Consider the following 14,175-nt stretch of genomic DNA (forward strand, 5'->3'; position numbering starts at 1 on the left):
CGGATGACCATCCAGACGGACCGGCTCGACCGGTCGGTTCTCAAACTCGCCGCCGTCCTCGTGCTCGGCGCGCTCGCACCGCTGCTCGACAGCACGATCGTCACGGTCGCGATCCACACCCTCGGCGTCGAGCTGCACACCTCGGTCGCCACCGTTCAGTGGGTCAGTACGGCGTACCTCCTGGCGCTCGCGATGGCCGTACCGATCACCGGCTGGTCGGCGAACCGGTTCGGCGCCAAGCGGATGTGGATCGTCGCGCTGGCGCTGTTCCTGGCCGGGTCGATGCTGTGCGGGATCGCGTGGAACATCGGCTCGCTGATCGCGTTCCGCGTGATCCAGGGCGCCGGCGGCGGGCTGATGCTGCCGATCCTGCAGACCATCCTGCTGCGCGCGGCCGGCCGCGAACGGATCGGCCGGCTGATGGCCGTCGTCACGCTGCCCGCGCTGGTCGGCCCGATCCTCGGCCCGGTGATCGGCGGCGTTCTCGTCGGTCACCTCGACTGGCGGTGGATCTTCTACGTCAACGTCCCGATCTGCCTCGCCGCGATCGTTCTCGCCGTACGCACCCTCGAGCCCGACCCCGCGCCGACCGCCGCCGCCCTCGACGTCACCGGTCTACTGCTGGTCTCCCCCGCGCTCGCCGCGATCATCTACGGCCTCAGCCAGGTCGGCGACCACGGCTTCGGGCACGCCGCCGTACTGATCCCGATCGCGCTCGGCGTGGTCCTGCTCGCGGCTTTCGTCCTGCGACGTGTCGCCGAGCCGCTGATCGACCTTGCGCTGTTCCGCACCAGGTCGTTCACCGCGTCGACCGCGCTGCTGTTCCTCACCGGCTTCGGTCTGTACGGCGCGATGCTGCTGCTGCCGCTGTTCTACCAGCAGGCCCGCGGCGAGACGGTCACGGCGGCCGGCCTGCTGCTCGTACCGCAGGGCATCGGCAGCCTGATCGCGAGGATCGCCGGCGGCCTCACGGATCGCCACGGCCCGCGCCCGATCATCCTGATCGGCATCGTACTGACCACGCTCGGCACGATCCCGTTCGCGTTCAGCGGTACGTCGTACTGGCTGCTCGCGATCGCACTCGTGATCCGCGGCGCCGGGCTGAGTGCGGTCAACCTCGCGGTCATGGTCGGCGCGTTCCGCGATCTCGAACCGGCGCAGATCCCGCACGCGAGCAGCACCACCCGGATCATGCAGCAACTCGGAGGCGCTTTCGGCGCGGCAACGCTGGCGGTCGTACTGCAAAGCCAACTGCGCAGCCACACGATCTCCGCGGCCTATGCACACAGCTTCGGCTGGGCCGTCGCCTTCACCATGATCGCCGCAGTCCCTGCACTGTTCCTGGGGCAGCGATCCCGCTAACCCTGCAGCAACCGGTCGACCAACCCGTCGATGTAGTCCGGAGTCAGCGGCTCCAAACCGAACAGGACACGGATGTACATCGGGGCCATGACGTGGTCCAGTACGCCCAACGCATCGGGTGCGGGCTCCCCCCGTTCGGCGGCACGATCGAGCATGGATTGCAGTTGCCGAGCGCGTTCGGCGAGAACGTCGTCACGCGCCCGCAGACCCTGTGGACCAGTACTCGACAAGGCGATAGCGAGGCGGAGCAAGGCCAGACCGTCCGGCCCGGTGATCTCGCGGGCCACCTGGGCCGCGTAAGTGCGCAGGTCGCCGTCCAGGCTCCCGGTGTCGGGCATCGGTGACTGCGTGTCTAGGCGGGTGAGCGCCACGTCGGCGAGCAGGGTTTCCAGGCTTCCCCACCGGCGGTAGATGCTGCTGTCGGCCACGCCCGCACGAGCGGCGATGTCGCCGACGGTGAAGTTCCCGTAGCCGCGCTCGCTGATCAGATCGGTGACGGCCCGATGTACTTCCGCGCCGACGCGGGCACTGCGTCCGCCGGGTCGCCGGGCGCGCTCTCGCTCGTTCATGCTTCCCAGCTTAACGCAGGTGTCACTTGCGTTTGTGGACCTTCGTCCCTACAGTCGTTAACGCAGTCATCGACTGCATTAAGAGTCTTGACGACTGAGAGGAATCTCTGTGGCTGAGAACAGCCGACCGAACCGGGCTGTGCTGCTTGCGGTGACGTGCCTTGGCCAGTTCATGGTCCTGCTCGACAACACGATCGTCGGAGCAGCGCTGCCCGACATGCAGCACCGGCTGCACACCCAGCTGACAGGTCTGCAGTGGATCGTCGACGCGTACGTCCTGCTCGTCGCCATGCTGCTGCTGACCGGCGGCGTCCTGGCTGACCGGTTCGGACGCAAGCGGGTCTATCTGATCGGCGTTGCGATCTTCACCATCGCGTCGCTGGTGTGCAGTCTCGCCCCATCGGTCAGCTGGCTGGTAGCCGGCCGGGTGCTGCAGGGCATCGGGGCCGCGGCACTGAGCCCTGCCTCGCTGGCCCTGCTCGCCAGTGCTTATCCAGTGCCACAAGAACGAGTCAAGGCGATCGGTCTGTGGGCCGGCTTCAGCGGAATCGGCTTGGCCGCAGGTCCCGTGGCCGGCGGCGTGCTCGCCCAGGCGTTCGGCTGGTCCGCCATCTTCCTGGTCAATCTCCCGATCGGCGCGATCCTTCTCCTCGTCGGCCTTCGCAGCCTTGCCGAAACGAGGAATCCGGGCGCTCCCGCGATCGACGTCCCGGGGACCGTGCTGTCCGTGCTGGGGGTCGGGGCGATGACGTACGGACTCATCGAAGGTGGCGCCCGTGGTTGGACGTCGGCGCTGATCCTCGGCAGCTTCGCCGCCGGCGGCTTCCTGCTCGCGGCCTTCGTCGCCGTCGAGGCACGGCGTTCCGCTCGGATGCTGCCGCTGCGGCTGTTCCGGGAGCGACCGTTCAGCGTGTCCAACACGGCCATGGTCGTGGTCGGGTTCGCGCTCATGGGTTCGTCCTTCTTCTTCTCCCAGTTCTTCGTTTACGTCCAGGGCAGCTCGATCCTGCGCGCCGGCTTGCAGACCCTCCCGACATCTCTCGCCATGGTGATCGTCAGCCCGTACGCGGGCAGGCTCGCCGCCCGGTACGGCTTCCGCGGCGTCGTGACCACCGGTCTTGCCCTGGCCGGTCCGGGTCTCCTGGCACTCGGCATGGTCCATGCCGACACCGGCTACGCGAATGTGTGGTGGCGCCTCGGACTGGTCGGCGTCGGCTTCGCCCTGACCATGTCCCCACTGACGGGTGCCGCCATCCAGGCAGTCAGCCCGCAGGAAGGCGGCCTGGCATCGGGCATCAGCAGCACCACCCGGCAGATCGGCGCAGTGCTCGGTGTGGCGATACTCGGAGCCATCGTGCGGACCCGGCAATCCGACGGTGCCTCGTTCGAGGCAGGCCTCAACAGCGCCTTTCTCGCAGCCGGTGCCGTCACCCTGGCCACCGCAGTGTTCACCGGTCTGTGGATCGCGAAGTCCAGGAACGCGCAAGCCACGCGGCCTTCAGCCGATCCGGAAACGGCCGGCGAGTCGATACGCAGAGTCTTGAATTAGTAACACGCTTGGTTTAACTTATCCGCCCGTACGAGGTCGGCGCGCTGGTACCCGTGACTGCGGCGCCAAGATCGGATAGCGTTTTCCGGGACTGGACCGCGAACTTCGAGTAGGAGCGAGATGGCTGACACACAACAGCAGGTCGCGATCGTCGGGTGCGGCATCATCGGCCGCACCCACGCCAAGACCGTCGCGGAACGGCCGGACGCGATCGTCACTGCCCTGGTGGACAGTGACGCCGCGGCCCGTGAATCGCTCCGCGACCAGCTGGTCGAACTCGGCCAGCCGGAACCGAAGCTGTTCGAGGACCTGACCGCGGCGCTGAGTGGGTCGGACGTCTCGCTCGTCGCGGTCTGCACCCCGAGCGGTACGCACGCGGCGCTGGCCGAGCAGGCGCTGAACGAGAAGAAGCACGTGGTGATCGAGAAGCCGCTCGATGTCGACCTGGTCCGGGCGCGGCGGCTCGGCGCGGCGGCGCAGCGTGCCGCGCACAACGGGGTGGTCGCTTCGGTGATCAGCCAGCACCGGTTCGACGCCGGGAGCGCGGTGGTGAAGCAGGCGATCGACGCTGGGCGGTTCGGGCAGTTGACGTCGTCGGTCGCTTCGGTGGCCTGGTGGCGCAGCGACGAGTACTACGCGTCCGCGGGTTGGCGTGGTACGTGGGCGCAGGACGGAGGTGGCGCGCTGATGAATCAGGGCGTGCACACCGTCGACCTGATGCTGTGGTTCATGGGCCGGCCGGTGACGATCCAGGCGCAGGCGCTGCGGGCGGCGCACCATGCGATCGAGGTCGAGGACACGGTGGTCGCGACGCTGACCTTCGAGAACGGCGCCGTCGGTACGCTCCACGCAACCACCGCAGCCTTCCCCGGCGGCCGCACGCGTGTCTCTGTCCACGGCACCGAAGGCGGCGCCGAGGTCGAGGACGACCTCCTGTCCCGCCTCAACCTCGACGGTCAGGCGAAGGACCAGCCCGTCGACGTAGGCGACCCTGGCGGCCACAGGGCGCAGTACGCCGACATCCTCGGCGCCATCGCCAACGGCAGCACTCCCGCGATCGGCGTCCAGGACGCCATCGACGCGCTCGCAACAGTACGAGCCGTCTACATCGCGTCCACCCTCCAGCGCCCGGTGAAGTTCATCGACGTACTGGAGGGCCGCTACGACGACGTGGACGTGTCCCGAGGCATCGGCCTGCCGCCGAACTAGCCGCCTCTTTCCCGCGAGCTCGGCCGCGTCAGGCGCCGGGTTCGCGGTTGTTGAGGATGCGTTGGTAGAGGTTGCAGTCCTGCCAGTAACCGTCGATGTGCAGGTATGTCGGGGCCATGCCGATCTGCTGGAAACCGGTGCGTTCCAGGACCCGCTGGGACGCGACGTTGCCGGTGAGCGTGCTTGCTTCGATGCGGTGCAGCTTCAGCTGGGTGTCGGCGATCTCGGCGACGGCTTCGACGGCGCGGGTTGCCAGGCCTTGGCCGATCGAGTCGACAGAGACCCAGTAGCCAAGGCTGGCGCTGCGGAACGGGCCGGGAACCAGGTCGCTCAAGGTGATTGCGCCGACGATGCGGGATCCTGAGGCGAGCACCCACGGGACCACCTGGCTGTTCTTGTACCGCTCGAGCTGGTAGTTCATCCGCTCGACCTGGCCGGCCGTCGTGAACCACTTCTCGGTACGCACCGGTTCCCAACGCCGCAAGTGTTCGCGGCTCAGAACCTGTGCGTCGGCCAGGGCGGGAGCGTCGTCGATGGTCGCGATCCGGAGCTCGACGTCCGGCGTCAGCGGGCGGGGTTCAATCACTTGGGCAGCCTACGGGCCTGGCTAGAGCCTGACACCCGAGGGGTGAACGCGTCGTGGAAGATCGTCGACGCCGCCCCGACCGCGGCCGCGTCCTTGTGCAGCATCGACTCCTCGACTGCGACCGGCCGGGCCTCGCGGGCCACCGGATGCGCGTTCACCGCACGCTCGATCTCGGCCAGGAAAATCTCCGAGATCTCCTTCCCGAACGCCGGCCCGCCGAGCACCACCAGGTCGAGGTCGAGCAGGTCCACGAGCCCGACCGCGCCCTGCCCGATCACCTGCGCCACCTGCCGTACCGCCCGCACCGCGGCCTCGTCCCCGGCGGCCGCCGCGTGGCAGACCGCCTTGTACCGTGTGGCCTCGTCGGTCGCTCCCGGATCCGTCTCGACGTAGCCGAACTCCGCCGCGATCACCGGCAGCGACGCGGTCGGGTTGCACTCGGGCAGCATCCGCGGCCCGTTCTCGGCGTCCCACTCCCCCACGCGCAACGCCGCGACCTGACCGAACTCGCCGGCGTTCGACGTACGACCGCGATAGATCGCCCCGTTCAGGAACAGCCCGGTCCCGACGCCGGTACCGAGGTACAGGTACGCGAAGTCCCGCGCCCGCGCCGACCTCCCGATCCAGCGCTCACCGATCGCGGCCGCCGTACCGTCCTTCTCGACCAGCACCGGATGGTTCAACCGTTCCTGCAGCAACTGCCGGATCTTCAGCCCGCGCCAGGCCGGCTGCAACGGCAGCGCGAGCAGCGACCCGTCCGCGTCGATCGGACCTGGTACGGCGACGCCGACGCCGAGCATCGACTCCAGGTCCACCTGGCTGATGCTCAGCGCCGCGGTCACCGTCGCCGCGGTGAGGTCGACGAGCCTCCCGGCCCCGAGGTCCTCCGGCAGGTCGACGGTCTCACGCCGGACGATCTTCCCGTCCAGGTCGACCACCGCGACCGTCAGCAACTCGGGATCGACATGGATCCCGACCGCGTGCGCCGCGTTCGATCGCAGCCGCACCGGTGTACGCGGTTTGCCGAGCCGTTCGGCGCGCTCCTGCGCCTCCTCCACCAGCAGGCCTTGCTGGAGCAGGATGCGCAGGATCCGCGATACCGACTGCTGGGTGAGGCCGGTACGGCGGGAGATCTCGGTCCGGCTGATGATGCCGGCCAGCCGGATGGTCTCGATGATCACGGCCTCGTTGAACGAGCCCAGGTCGTACTGGTTCGCGCCGGCGCGCCGTACCAGCCCTTCGACCGATTCGCTCATCTCGACCTCCCCATGTCGTTCCGCACTGGCCGTGATCGTACTGCCGAACCAAGGCGCTTACGGTGCTTCAAGGGCTCCGTCGATCCGGCGTACGCCGGCCGCCCACTCGTCGTGACCGGACAGCTCCGCCGGATAGCGGGCCGCCGCGTCCTCGTCGAGGTCGATGCCCCAGCCCGGGGCGTCGTTCGGACGCAGCCAGCCGTCCTCGATCCGCAGCGTGCCCGGGAAGACCTCGTGCGTCGCGTCGTTGTAGATGTGCCCCTCCTGGATGCCGAAGGCAACGGAAGTGACGTCGAGCGCGACGTTCGCCGCGGCGCCGATCGGCGATGTGTCGCCCGGGCCGTGCCAGGCGGTCTTGACACCGCACAGCTCGGCCAGATCCGCCAGCTTGCGGGCCGGCGTCAGCCCGCCGATGTCCGAGACGTGGGAGCGGATGAAGTCCACGCCGTGGTCGCGGATCAGCCGGATCGCGTCGTTCATCGACGTGGTCAGCTCACCGATCGCAAGCGGTACCGGCGATGCGGCGCGTACCTCGGGCAGGCGGTCCCAGTTCTCCGGCGCGAGCACGTCCTCCAGGAAGAACAGGCCGTACGGCTCGAGCGACCGCGCGAGGATGATCGCCTCCTTCGGCGTCAGCCGCGAGTGCACGTCGTGCAGCAGCTCGATGTTGTCCGGCAGCGCCTGCCGCGCCTGCGCGAACAGCTCGGGCGTGGTGCGCAGGTAGTCGCGCGCCGACCAGCCGTTGCGGTACGGCGCGTCCGGGTAGAGCGTCGGCGTCTGCGGAGCGCCGTACCCACCGCCGCCCGGCGTCGAGACCTGCAGGCGGATGTGCCGCCAGCCCTGCCCCATCAGCTTCTGCGCGTGCGTGATCGTGTCCTCGATGGTCTGCCCGCTGGCGTGAATGTACGTGTCCGCGGCGGCGCGCACCTTCCCGCCGAGCAGCTCGTACACCGGCATCCCGGCGCGTTTGCCGGCGATGTCCCACAGCGCCTGGTCGATCCCGGAGATCGCGTTGTTGGTGACGGGTCCGCCGCGCCAGTAACCGGAGTACGACGCGAGCCGCGTGAGGTCACCGATGTCGCCCGGGTAGCGGCCGACGAGCAGCCGCGCGAGGTGCTCGTCGACGAACGCCTGCACCGCCTTCCAGCGCTGCGTGAAGGTCGCGCAGCCGAGCCCGTACAGACCCGGTTCGGTGGTTTCGATCTTGACCGCCACCAGCGGGATGCCTTGTGGCGCGGTGACGATCGCTTTCACCGAACGGATCCGGAGGTCGTCGCGTACCGGCCACGGCTGGTCGAAGTTCGTCGGACTGTGCTGAGCCATTCAGAGCTCCAGGGAAAGTGTGGGTAGGTCGAGTTCGTGCCGGGCCTGGAAGCCCAGCACCGTACGTACTGCGGTCAGGTCGAGCGGAACTTCACGGCCGACGAACTGACGCAGCCGCGGCACCTCAGGCATGTACCGGTCCAGCAGGTCCTCGGTCCGGTACGGCGCGAGCGTGGTGCCTGCGGCAACGAAGAACGTCTGGGCCCCGGACAACCGGGCCGTCAGCCCGAGCTCCACGACGTACGCCGCGTCGCGTGTGTCCAGGTAGCTCCAGGCCTCACGCATACCGGTGTCCGGCTTCCGCCGGACGTTCTCCGCCATCCGCTCCAGCACGTCCGGCGAGTTCACGTGCGGGAACCGGAACGAGACCACGTCGATCCCCCACCGGCGCCACGCCATCCGTGCGGTGTTCTCGTCGTTCTGCTTGGACAGCGAGTACCAGTCGCCGACGTCGCTCGGCGCCTTCTCGTCCCACGGGAAGTACGCCGGCCGGATCTCGTGCGGGTTGAACGGGACGCCGGTCGCGTTGATGCTGCTCGCGATCACGGCCCGGTCGATGCCCAGGGCACCGGCCTGCGCGAGCACGTTGAACGTCGACGCCACGTTGATCGTGTACACCTCGTACGGCGAACCGGCCGAGGGATGCGGCAGAGCCGCCAGGTGGACGACATACTCCACCCCCTCGAGCGCCCGCGCGACGTCGGCCTCGGACCGGGTGTCGCCGATCAGCACCCGGTCCGCCTTCAGGTCCGGGTGCTCGACGTTCGACAGGGCAGTCACCTTCGCACCGAGCGCGTTCAGGTGTTCGACCGTGACCAGCCCGATCCGGCCTGCGGCCCCCGTGACCAGCACCCGCCGGCCGTTCAGTTCACTCACTCTTTGATGCCTCCGGACATTCCGACTCCGCGCAGGAACTGCTTCTGGAACAGCAAGAACAGGACCACCGGGATCAGCACCGCGAGGAAGAGCGCGCTCATCTGCAGCGAGATCTCCGTGGTCTTCTGCACTCTCGGCAGGGCGACCGAGATCGGCTGCAGGCGTGGATCCGGCAGGACCAGCAGCGGCCAGAGGTAATCCTTCCACGAACCGATCACGGTCAGCAGCGCGACGACGCCCACGATCGGCTTCGACAGCGGCAGGATCAGCGCGGTGAACAACCGCAGGTTGCTCGCCCCGTCGATCCGGGCCGCCTCGATCAGCTCGCGCGGGATCGCGTCGAAGTACCGCTTCATGACCAGTACGTTGAACGCGCCGGCCGCGGACGGCAGCCACACCGCCCAGAACGTGTTCTGCAGGCTGATCCCGAGCAGGGGCAGCTTCAGCACCGTCATGTACAGCGGTACCAGCGAGATGACGCCGGGCAGGAAGAGCGTCGCGAGTACGGCGCCGGTGACGAACGGGCCCCACTTCGGCCGCAGGATGCTCAGCACGAACGCGCCCGTCGTACACACGAACAGCGTCGAGAGCATCGAGCCGATCGCGATGAACGCGGTGTTGCCGAGGTACGCACCGATCTGCACCCGGTTCCACGCGTCCGGGATGTTCTTCAGCTGGATCCCCGACGGCCACAGCTGCATCGGGCCGCTGAGGATGTCCTGGCTGGTCGAGACGCCGGACTTGAGCAGCCACAACAGCGGCCCGACACCAGCGATCACCAGGCCAATGAACAGCAGTACCTGGATCGCGGGCAAGCCGTACCGGATCAGCGAAACTTTCCGGTCGGCCGTGGAGATGATGCCGCGTTCTTGACTCACGTGACGCTCCAACGCCGGGTCAGAAGGTGGTAGACGGCCGACAGCACGCACAGCACCAGCGCGAGCAGCACGCTGAGCGCGGTCGCGGCGCCGAAGTCACCGTTGATGAACGCGTACCGGTAGATCAGCAGCAGTACGGTCGTGGTCGCGTTGTTCGGGCCGCCGCCGGTGAACAGGAACGGTTCGGTGAACACCTGGAACGTCCCGATCAGCTGCAGCAGCATCATGATCAGGATGATTCCGCGGATCTGCGGCAGCGTGACGTGCCAGACCCGGCGCCAGATGCCGGCCCCGTCCAGCTCGGCCGCCTCGTACAGCTCCGTGCGGACGCCGGTCAGCGCGGCCAGGTAGATGATCGACGTCGCGCCGGCACCGGCCCAGGTCGCCTCGAGCACGATCGCCGGCATCGCCAGCGTCGGCGAGTTCAGCCACGCGAACGGGCCGATCCCGAACCAGCCGAGGATCGCGTTGAACACGCCCGCGCCGCTGGGGTCGTAGAAGAACGTCCACAGGAGGATCGCGGCCACAGGCGGTACGACGGCCGGCAGGTACGACAGCACGTTGTACAGCCAGCCGGCCTTGCGCAGTTCGCTGACGAACACGGCCAGGAACAAAGGCACCGGGAAACCGAAGACCAGTGCCAGCGCCGCGAAGTACAAGGTGTTGAGAGCGGCCTGCGGGAGCTGCGGGTCGGTCAGTACGTAGCTGAAGTTCGACCAGCCGACCCATTCCGGTGCCTGGACCAGGTTGTTCTTCTGGAAGCTCAGGACCAGACCGCGGACGATCGGGCCCCAGGAGAAGTACAGGAAGATCAGTACCAGGGGCAGGGCGAAGAAGATGCTGCTGAGCCCGCCGGAGCGGTACCAGGTGGTAACGCTCCGGCTCGACGTCTGTGTTCGTTGCTGGAACATGGGTTACCGCGCCAGACGCGCGTCGACCTTCGAGGCGGCATCGCTGACCAGCTTGTCGATGTCCACATCCTTCTTCGTCAGCACCTGCTGGACCACCGGGTCGAGCAGCGAGTAGACCTCCTGGCCCTTGTTCGACGGCTCGGGCAGCAGCTTCAGCGACGTGGTCGAGTCGATGTAGCCCTGGAACTGCTTGACCGGTACGTTCACGTACGGCTCACGCCACTTGTTGTACTGGTCGTACGTCGACTCGCTCAGCGGGGTGATACCGGGCCGGCCGACGAAGCCCTTGTCGGCGATCGAGTTCTTCGCGTCCGCCACCGCCGCAGCCTGGTTCGTGTACTTGTCGAACTGGTCGAACTTGATCCACTTCAGCGCCGCGACGATTTCGTTCTTGGTCGCCTTCGGGCTGATCATCTTCAGCGAACCACCGGTCAGCGTGCCGTGCGGACCGCCGTCCTGCGGGAGGGCGCCCTCGCCGAAGTCGGCGGGCTTCATACCGAACTGCTTCACGCTCATGTCGTAGGCGTCCGGCGCCTGCAGGACCATGCCGATCTTGCCGGCCGCGAAGTCCTGGCGGACCTCCTCCTGGTTGTACAGGAACCGGCTGCCCATCGAGTTGTCGGTCCAGCGCATGTCCTTCAGCAGCTGCAGCGCCTTCTTGGTCGGCGCGTCGTTGAACGTGGACTTCTTGCCGTCCTGGCTCTCGACCGTGCCGCCCATGCTGTACGTCATCGTCGTCAGCATCCAGCCACCGGTGTTGTTCGTGGTCAGCTGCGCGTAGCCCGCCTTACCGGTCTTCTCCGCGATCTGCTTGGCGTACTGCCGGACCTCGTCCCAGGTCGTCGGCGGCTTGTCCGGGTCCAGGCCGGCCTGCTTGAACAGGTTCCGGTTGTAGGCCAGGCCGACCGAGAACACGTCCACCGGAACGCCGTAGATCCGGCCGTTCGCGTCCTGGACGATCTTCAGCACGTTCGGGTTCAGGTCCTTGGTCAGGTCGACCAGCTTCAGTTCGTCGGTGATGTCCGGGAGCTGCTTGTTCGGGATCATGTTGGCCGGCTCGGTGAAGCTGATGCTCATCACGGTCGGCAGCGTGCCGCCTGCGACCTGCGCCTGGAAGGTCTGCGCCTGCCAGCTGGTCTCGGTGGACTTCACCGTGATGTTCGGGTACTTCGCCATGAAGTCCTCGACCTTCTGGTTGAAGGCCTTCAGGTCGTTCGGCTTGTCCGGGGTGGGGCGGTCCCCGATCGTGATCGTGACGGGCGCCTTCTCGTCCACGGCCCCGGTACCGCCGCCGGACGACGCCGGGTCCGTCCCCTTCGCACAGCCCGCCGCGAGCATCAGCCCGGCAACCCCCAGGGCGGTCCCCGACCGGCCCCACCTGCGCACTCTGATCATCGGAACTCCTCAGGTTTCCGGATACCGCCGATGTGCTCTGAGCCACACACCGGCCAGGTCCCGAGTAAGTTAAACCAAGCGTGTTACTAACTCAAGACGTCATCCACCCCACCAGCGATAACGCTTTCGCAACGTCGAACCTACCGGCGCCGGACAGCGTCAACGGATGGAAGCAGCGAGTCCTGGCCGTGAGGATGGGGACATGCATCTGCGACCGGCGGCTGCGGCCGACTTTCCGTTCTTGATGGAGATGTTGCTGGAGGCCTGTAACTGGGACGGGACGCCTTGGTAGGCCCGGTACTCCCGAAGCTGGCCCGAACCGACAAGTATTGGCTGCTTGGGGTCGAAGTGGGTCAGCGGTCGACGGTGAGTCGGGCGACTGCGGCGTCGAGGTCGTCGTCGGTGGGCAGTGTGTAGAGCCTGGTCGCGTCCAGTGAGGCGTGGCCGAGGAGTTCGGCGACGGTGACCAGGTCGGTGCCGCCACGGACCAGGTCGGTGCCGAAGGAGTGTCGCAGCACGTGCGGGGTGACGAGGTCTGTCAGGCCGGCGATGCGGGCGATGCCCGCGATGATGGTGTCGGCCGACCGGGCCGACAACCGGCCGCCGGTCCGGTTGAGGAACACGGCCGGGTTGGTGTCGGCGCCGGGCCAGGTGCGCCGCTCGGCCACCCAGGCGTCGAGTGCGGTTCCAAGGTCGGCGTGGACCGGGATGCTGCGCTGTTTGCGTCCTTTGCCGCGGATCCGCAGCCGGCGGCGCCGCTGGGTGGTGAGCAGGTCGTCCAGGTCCAGGCCGACCGCCTCGGCGATCCGGGCCCCGGCCAGCCGGAGCACCGTCGCCAGTGCCCGGTCACGGACCGGAGCGGCCTGGGCGGCTCGTTGCCAGCGCAGATCGTCGCGGCCCGTTAGGGCCTTCGGTGCCCGAGCCGCGGGCAGGTCGACGCGGGCGACCTGGTCGCCGTCGAGCTTGCCCAGGCCGCGCCGGATGGCCAGGTCCGACACGGCTGCCAGTGCTCCGTTCACGGTGGCCGGGGCCCGCTTCAGCGTGCCGTACAGGTAGGCCTTGTAGTCCCGCGCGGCCCACGCAGCCGCGGCCGGGTCGGTGAGCGGATCGCCGTCGACGACGGCATCGCCCAGCCACGCCAGGTACATCCGCACTCTCGACAAGTAGGTGCGCCGGCCCTGGGCGGTCAGGTCCGCCCGGCCGAGTGCTGCGGCGTACTGCTCGAGCACCGGCGCCAACGCCTCCGGCAGCGGCGTCGGCCTCCGACCCCGCCGGGCGGGCGCCTTGTTCTCTGAAGCCACCGGGCCGATCGTATTAGAGAATCCATGTTCTCTGAACCGGCGTAGAATTGGGGGTTGTCCGGAACGACGACACTCCACCCCCGAGGTGTCCAGCCACACCGGCTCCCGCGAGGAAGACGCCATGTCCGTCTTGCACCGCACCCGGAAATCACCGAAGACGCCGGCGGATCCTGCTGAACCGGCCGCCGCGGATCCAACACCCGCCACGATCCCCACGCCCGCAGCCTCGACCGAGCCGGCGGCCTCGACCGAGCCGGCACCAGCGCCCTCGCCGGGTCCGGTGCCTCGCACCCGCATGGGTGCCACCTGGGTCGGGATCTGCGCCGCCGCGCTCACGCTCGTGGTGCTGATCGTGTTCATGCTGCAAAACACCCGTCGCGTCGAAGTCAGCTTCCTGTGGATGAACGGGTCCGTGCCACTCGCATTGGCCCTGCTGATCGCCGGCGTCGGCGTCGGCATCGTCGCCATGGTGGTCGGCACCGCGCGGGTAACCCAGCTGCGCCGGCTCGTCCGCGACCGCCGGCAACGTCACTGAGCAGGCTCCTGGTCCTTGGGCCGGCCGACGGTGCGGGCCCGGGGGTAGCGCAGATCGGAACACGGCCCGCGCAGGATCCCAACTCCAACGGCGAGGGAGGCGTCGCGGTGTCGGACAACAGCAGCCAACGTAGCGCGCAGCGGCCCACGGCGACCGGCCCTGTGCGCGTGCAGGTGCTGCTCGGTGGCCGGTGGCTGACCGCGAAGGCCCATGCCGTCCGAGCCGGCCGCCGCGGCTCCCAAGTGCTGATCGACTGCCACGGATACCTGGTCTGGATCAACGCCGCCCGGGTCCGCCGACCCAGCATCCCCGCACGACAACCCCGCGACCAGCCGGCGGCGCAACCGAAACCCGGCGAGGCGACCCGCGCAGCGCCAGACCTCGCGTCAGGGACGGACGGCTCCGAACATCCACAGAAGAGGTGA

The 14,175-nt window shown here is 68.2% G+C and carries 14 protein-coding genes; 5 read left to right on the forward strand and 9 right to left on the reverse strand.

The genetic code is table 11. From position 1 onward, the window contains the following. The first annotated feature begins 3 nt into the window (after positions 1–3). A complete protein-coding gene (locus tag ACZ5BU_RS09850) occupies positions 4–1,362 on the forward strand; it encodes an MDR family MFS transporter (protein ID WP_465697212.1) in 1,359 nt (452 codons plus the stop codon). On the opposite strand, the gene ACZ5BU_RS09855 is transcribed toward ACZ5BU_RS09850, so the two are convergent. Then, on the reverse strand, positions 1,359–1,931 hold the full coding sequence (locus ACZ5BU_RS09855; protein ID WP_465697214.1) for a TetR/AcrR family transcriptional regulator: 573 nt from the start codon (positions 1,929–1,931) through the stop codon (positions 1,359–1,361). The two genes, ACZ5BU_RS09850 and ACZ5BU_RS09855, sit on opposite strands and share 4 nt — an antisense overlap. Before the next feature lie 109 nt (positions 1,932–2,040). On the opposite strand from ACZ5BU_RS09855, the gene ACZ5BU_RS09860 reads away from it, so the two are divergent. Continuing rightward, complete coding sequence (locus ACZ5BU_RS09860) at positions 2,041–3,480, forward strand: MFS transporter (protein WP_465697216.1); 1,440 nt, start codon at positions 2,041–2,043, stop codon at positions 3,478–3,480. A gap of 120 nt (positions 3,481–3,600) precedes the next feature. Then, positions 3,601–4,689: a Gfo/Idh/MocA family protein gene (locus tag ACZ5BU_RS09865; RefSeq protein WP_465697218.1), complete on the forward strand. Its 1,089-nt coding sequence runs from the start codon at positions 3,601–3,603 to the stop codon at positions 4,687–4,689. A 28-nt stretch (positions 4,690–4,717) separates the two neighbouring features. On the opposite strand, the gene ACZ5BU_RS09870 is transcribed toward ACZ5BU_RS09865, so the two are convergent. From ACZ5BU_RS09870 to ACZ5BU_RS09905, 8 genes are all read right to left on the reverse strand, one after another. Next, a complete protein-coding gene (locus ACZ5BU_RS09870) occupies positions 4,718–5,275 on the reverse strand; it encodes a GNAT family N-acetyltransferase (protein WP_465697220.1) in 558 nt (185 codons plus the stop codon). Further along, the gene (locus ACZ5BU_RS09875; RefSeq protein ID WP_465697222.1) at positions 5,272–6,531 is read right to left on the reverse strand and encodes an ROK family transcriptional regulator; all 1,260 of its coding nucleotides are present in this window, start codon (positions 6,529–6,531) and stop codon (positions 5,272–5,274) included. The genes ACZ5BU_RS09870 and ACZ5BU_RS09875 overlap by 4 nt, the downstream gene beginning before the upstream one ends. A gap of 57 nt (positions 6,532–6,588) precedes the next feature. Beyond that, the gene (locus ACZ5BU_RS09880) at positions 6,589–7,854 is read right to left on the reverse strand and encodes an enolase C-terminal domain-like protein (RefSeq protein ID WP_465697225.1); all 1,266 of its coding nucleotides are present in this window, start codon (positions 7,852–7,854) and stop codon (positions 6,589–6,591) included. Then, positions 7,855–8,730, reverse strand: a complete 876-nt coding sequence (locus ACZ5BU_RS09885; protein ID WP_465697227.1) for an NAD-dependent epimerase/dehydratase family protein — start codon at positions 8,728–8,730, stop codon at positions 7,855–7,857. Further along, positions 8,727–9,608, reverse strand: coding sequence for a carbohydrate ABC transporter permease (locus ACZ5BU_RS09890; protein WP_465697229.1), 882 nt, complete (start codon positions 9,606–9,608; stop codon positions 8,727–8,729). The genes ACZ5BU_RS09885 and ACZ5BU_RS09890 overlap by 4 nt, the downstream gene beginning before the upstream one ends. Continuing rightward, entirely contained in the window at positions 9,605–10,519 is a 915-nt protein-coding gene (locus tag ACZ5BU_RS09895; RefSeq protein ID WP_465697231.1) for a carbohydrate ABC transporter permease, read from the reverse strand. The genes ACZ5BU_RS09890 and ACZ5BU_RS09895 overlap by 4 nt, the downstream gene beginning before the upstream one ends. 3 nt (positions 10,520–10,522) lie before the next feature. Continuing rightward, positions 10,523–11,914 carry an ABC transporter substrate-binding protein gene (locus tag ACZ5BU_RS09900; RefSeq protein WP_465697233.1) on the reverse strand — a complete coding sequence of 464 codons (1,392 nt, stop codon included), beginning with the start codon at positions 11,912–11,914 and terminating at the stop codon, positions 10,523–10,525. A gap of 353 nt (positions 11,915–12,267) precedes the next feature. After that, positions 12,268–13,215, reverse strand: coding sequence for a tyrosine-type recombinase/integrase (locus tag ACZ5BU_RS09905; protein WP_465697235.1), 948 nt, complete (start codon positions 13,213–13,215; stop codon positions 12,268–12,270). 121 nt (positions 13,216–13,336) lie between these two features. On the opposite strand from ACZ5BU_RS09905, the gene ACZ5BU_RS09910 reads away from it, so the two are divergent. Together ACZ5BU_RS09910 and ACZ5BU_RS09915 are read left to right on the forward strand one after the other, a co-directional pair. Further along, positions 13,337–13,750 (forward strand): LapA family protein, encoded by a 414-nt coding sequence (locus ACZ5BU_RS09910; protein ID WP_465697237.1) that lies wholly within the window; start codon positions 13,337–13,339, stop codon positions 13,748–13,750. A gap of 107 nt (positions 13,751–13,857) precedes the next feature. Further along, a complete protein-coding gene (locus ACZ5BU_RS09915) occupies positions 13,858–14,175 on the forward strand; it encodes a hypothetical protein (protein WP_465697239.1) in 318 nt (105 codons plus the stop codon).

The organism is Kribbella sp. NPDC031520 (assembly GCF_055580825.1).

What these genes read in the sequence shown, in the direction of transcription:
- ACZ5BU_RS09850 (WP_465697212.1), top strand. Translation starts at nt 4, where the DNA reads ATGACCATCCAGACGGACCGGCTCGACCGGTCGGTTCTCAAACTCGCC.
- ACZ5BU_RS09855 (WP_465697214.1), bottom strand. Translation starts at nt 1,931, where the DNA reads ATGAACGAGCGAGAGCGCGCCCGGCGACCCGGCGGACGCAGTGCCCGC.
- ACZ5BU_RS09865 (WP_465697218.1), top strand. Translation starts at nt 3,601, where the DNA reads ATGGCTGACACACAACAGCAGGTCGCGATCGTCGGGTGCGGCATCATC.
- ACZ5BU_RS09875 (WP_465697222.1), bottom strand. Translation starts at nt 6,531, where the DNA reads ATGAGCGAATCGGTCGAAGGGCTGGTACGGCGCGCCGGCGCGAACCAG.
- ACZ5BU_RS09880 (WP_465697225.1), bottom strand. Translation starts at nt 7,854, where the DNA reads ATGGCTCAGCACAGTCCGACGAACTTCGACCAGCCGTGGCCGGTACGC.
- ACZ5BU_RS09895 (WP_465697231.1), bottom strand. Translation starts at nt 10,519, where the DNA reads ATGTTCCAGCAACGAACACAGACGTCGAGCCGGAGCGTTACCACCTGG.
- ACZ5BU_RS09900 (WP_465697233.1), bottom strand. Translation starts at nt 11,914, where the DNA reads ATGATCAGAGTGCGCAGGTGGGGCCGGTCGGGGACCGCCCTGGGGGTT.
- ACZ5BU_RS09910 (WP_465697237.1), top strand. Translation starts at nt 13,337, where the DNA reads ATGTCCGTCTTGCACCGCACCCGGAAATCACCGAAGACGCCGGCGGAT.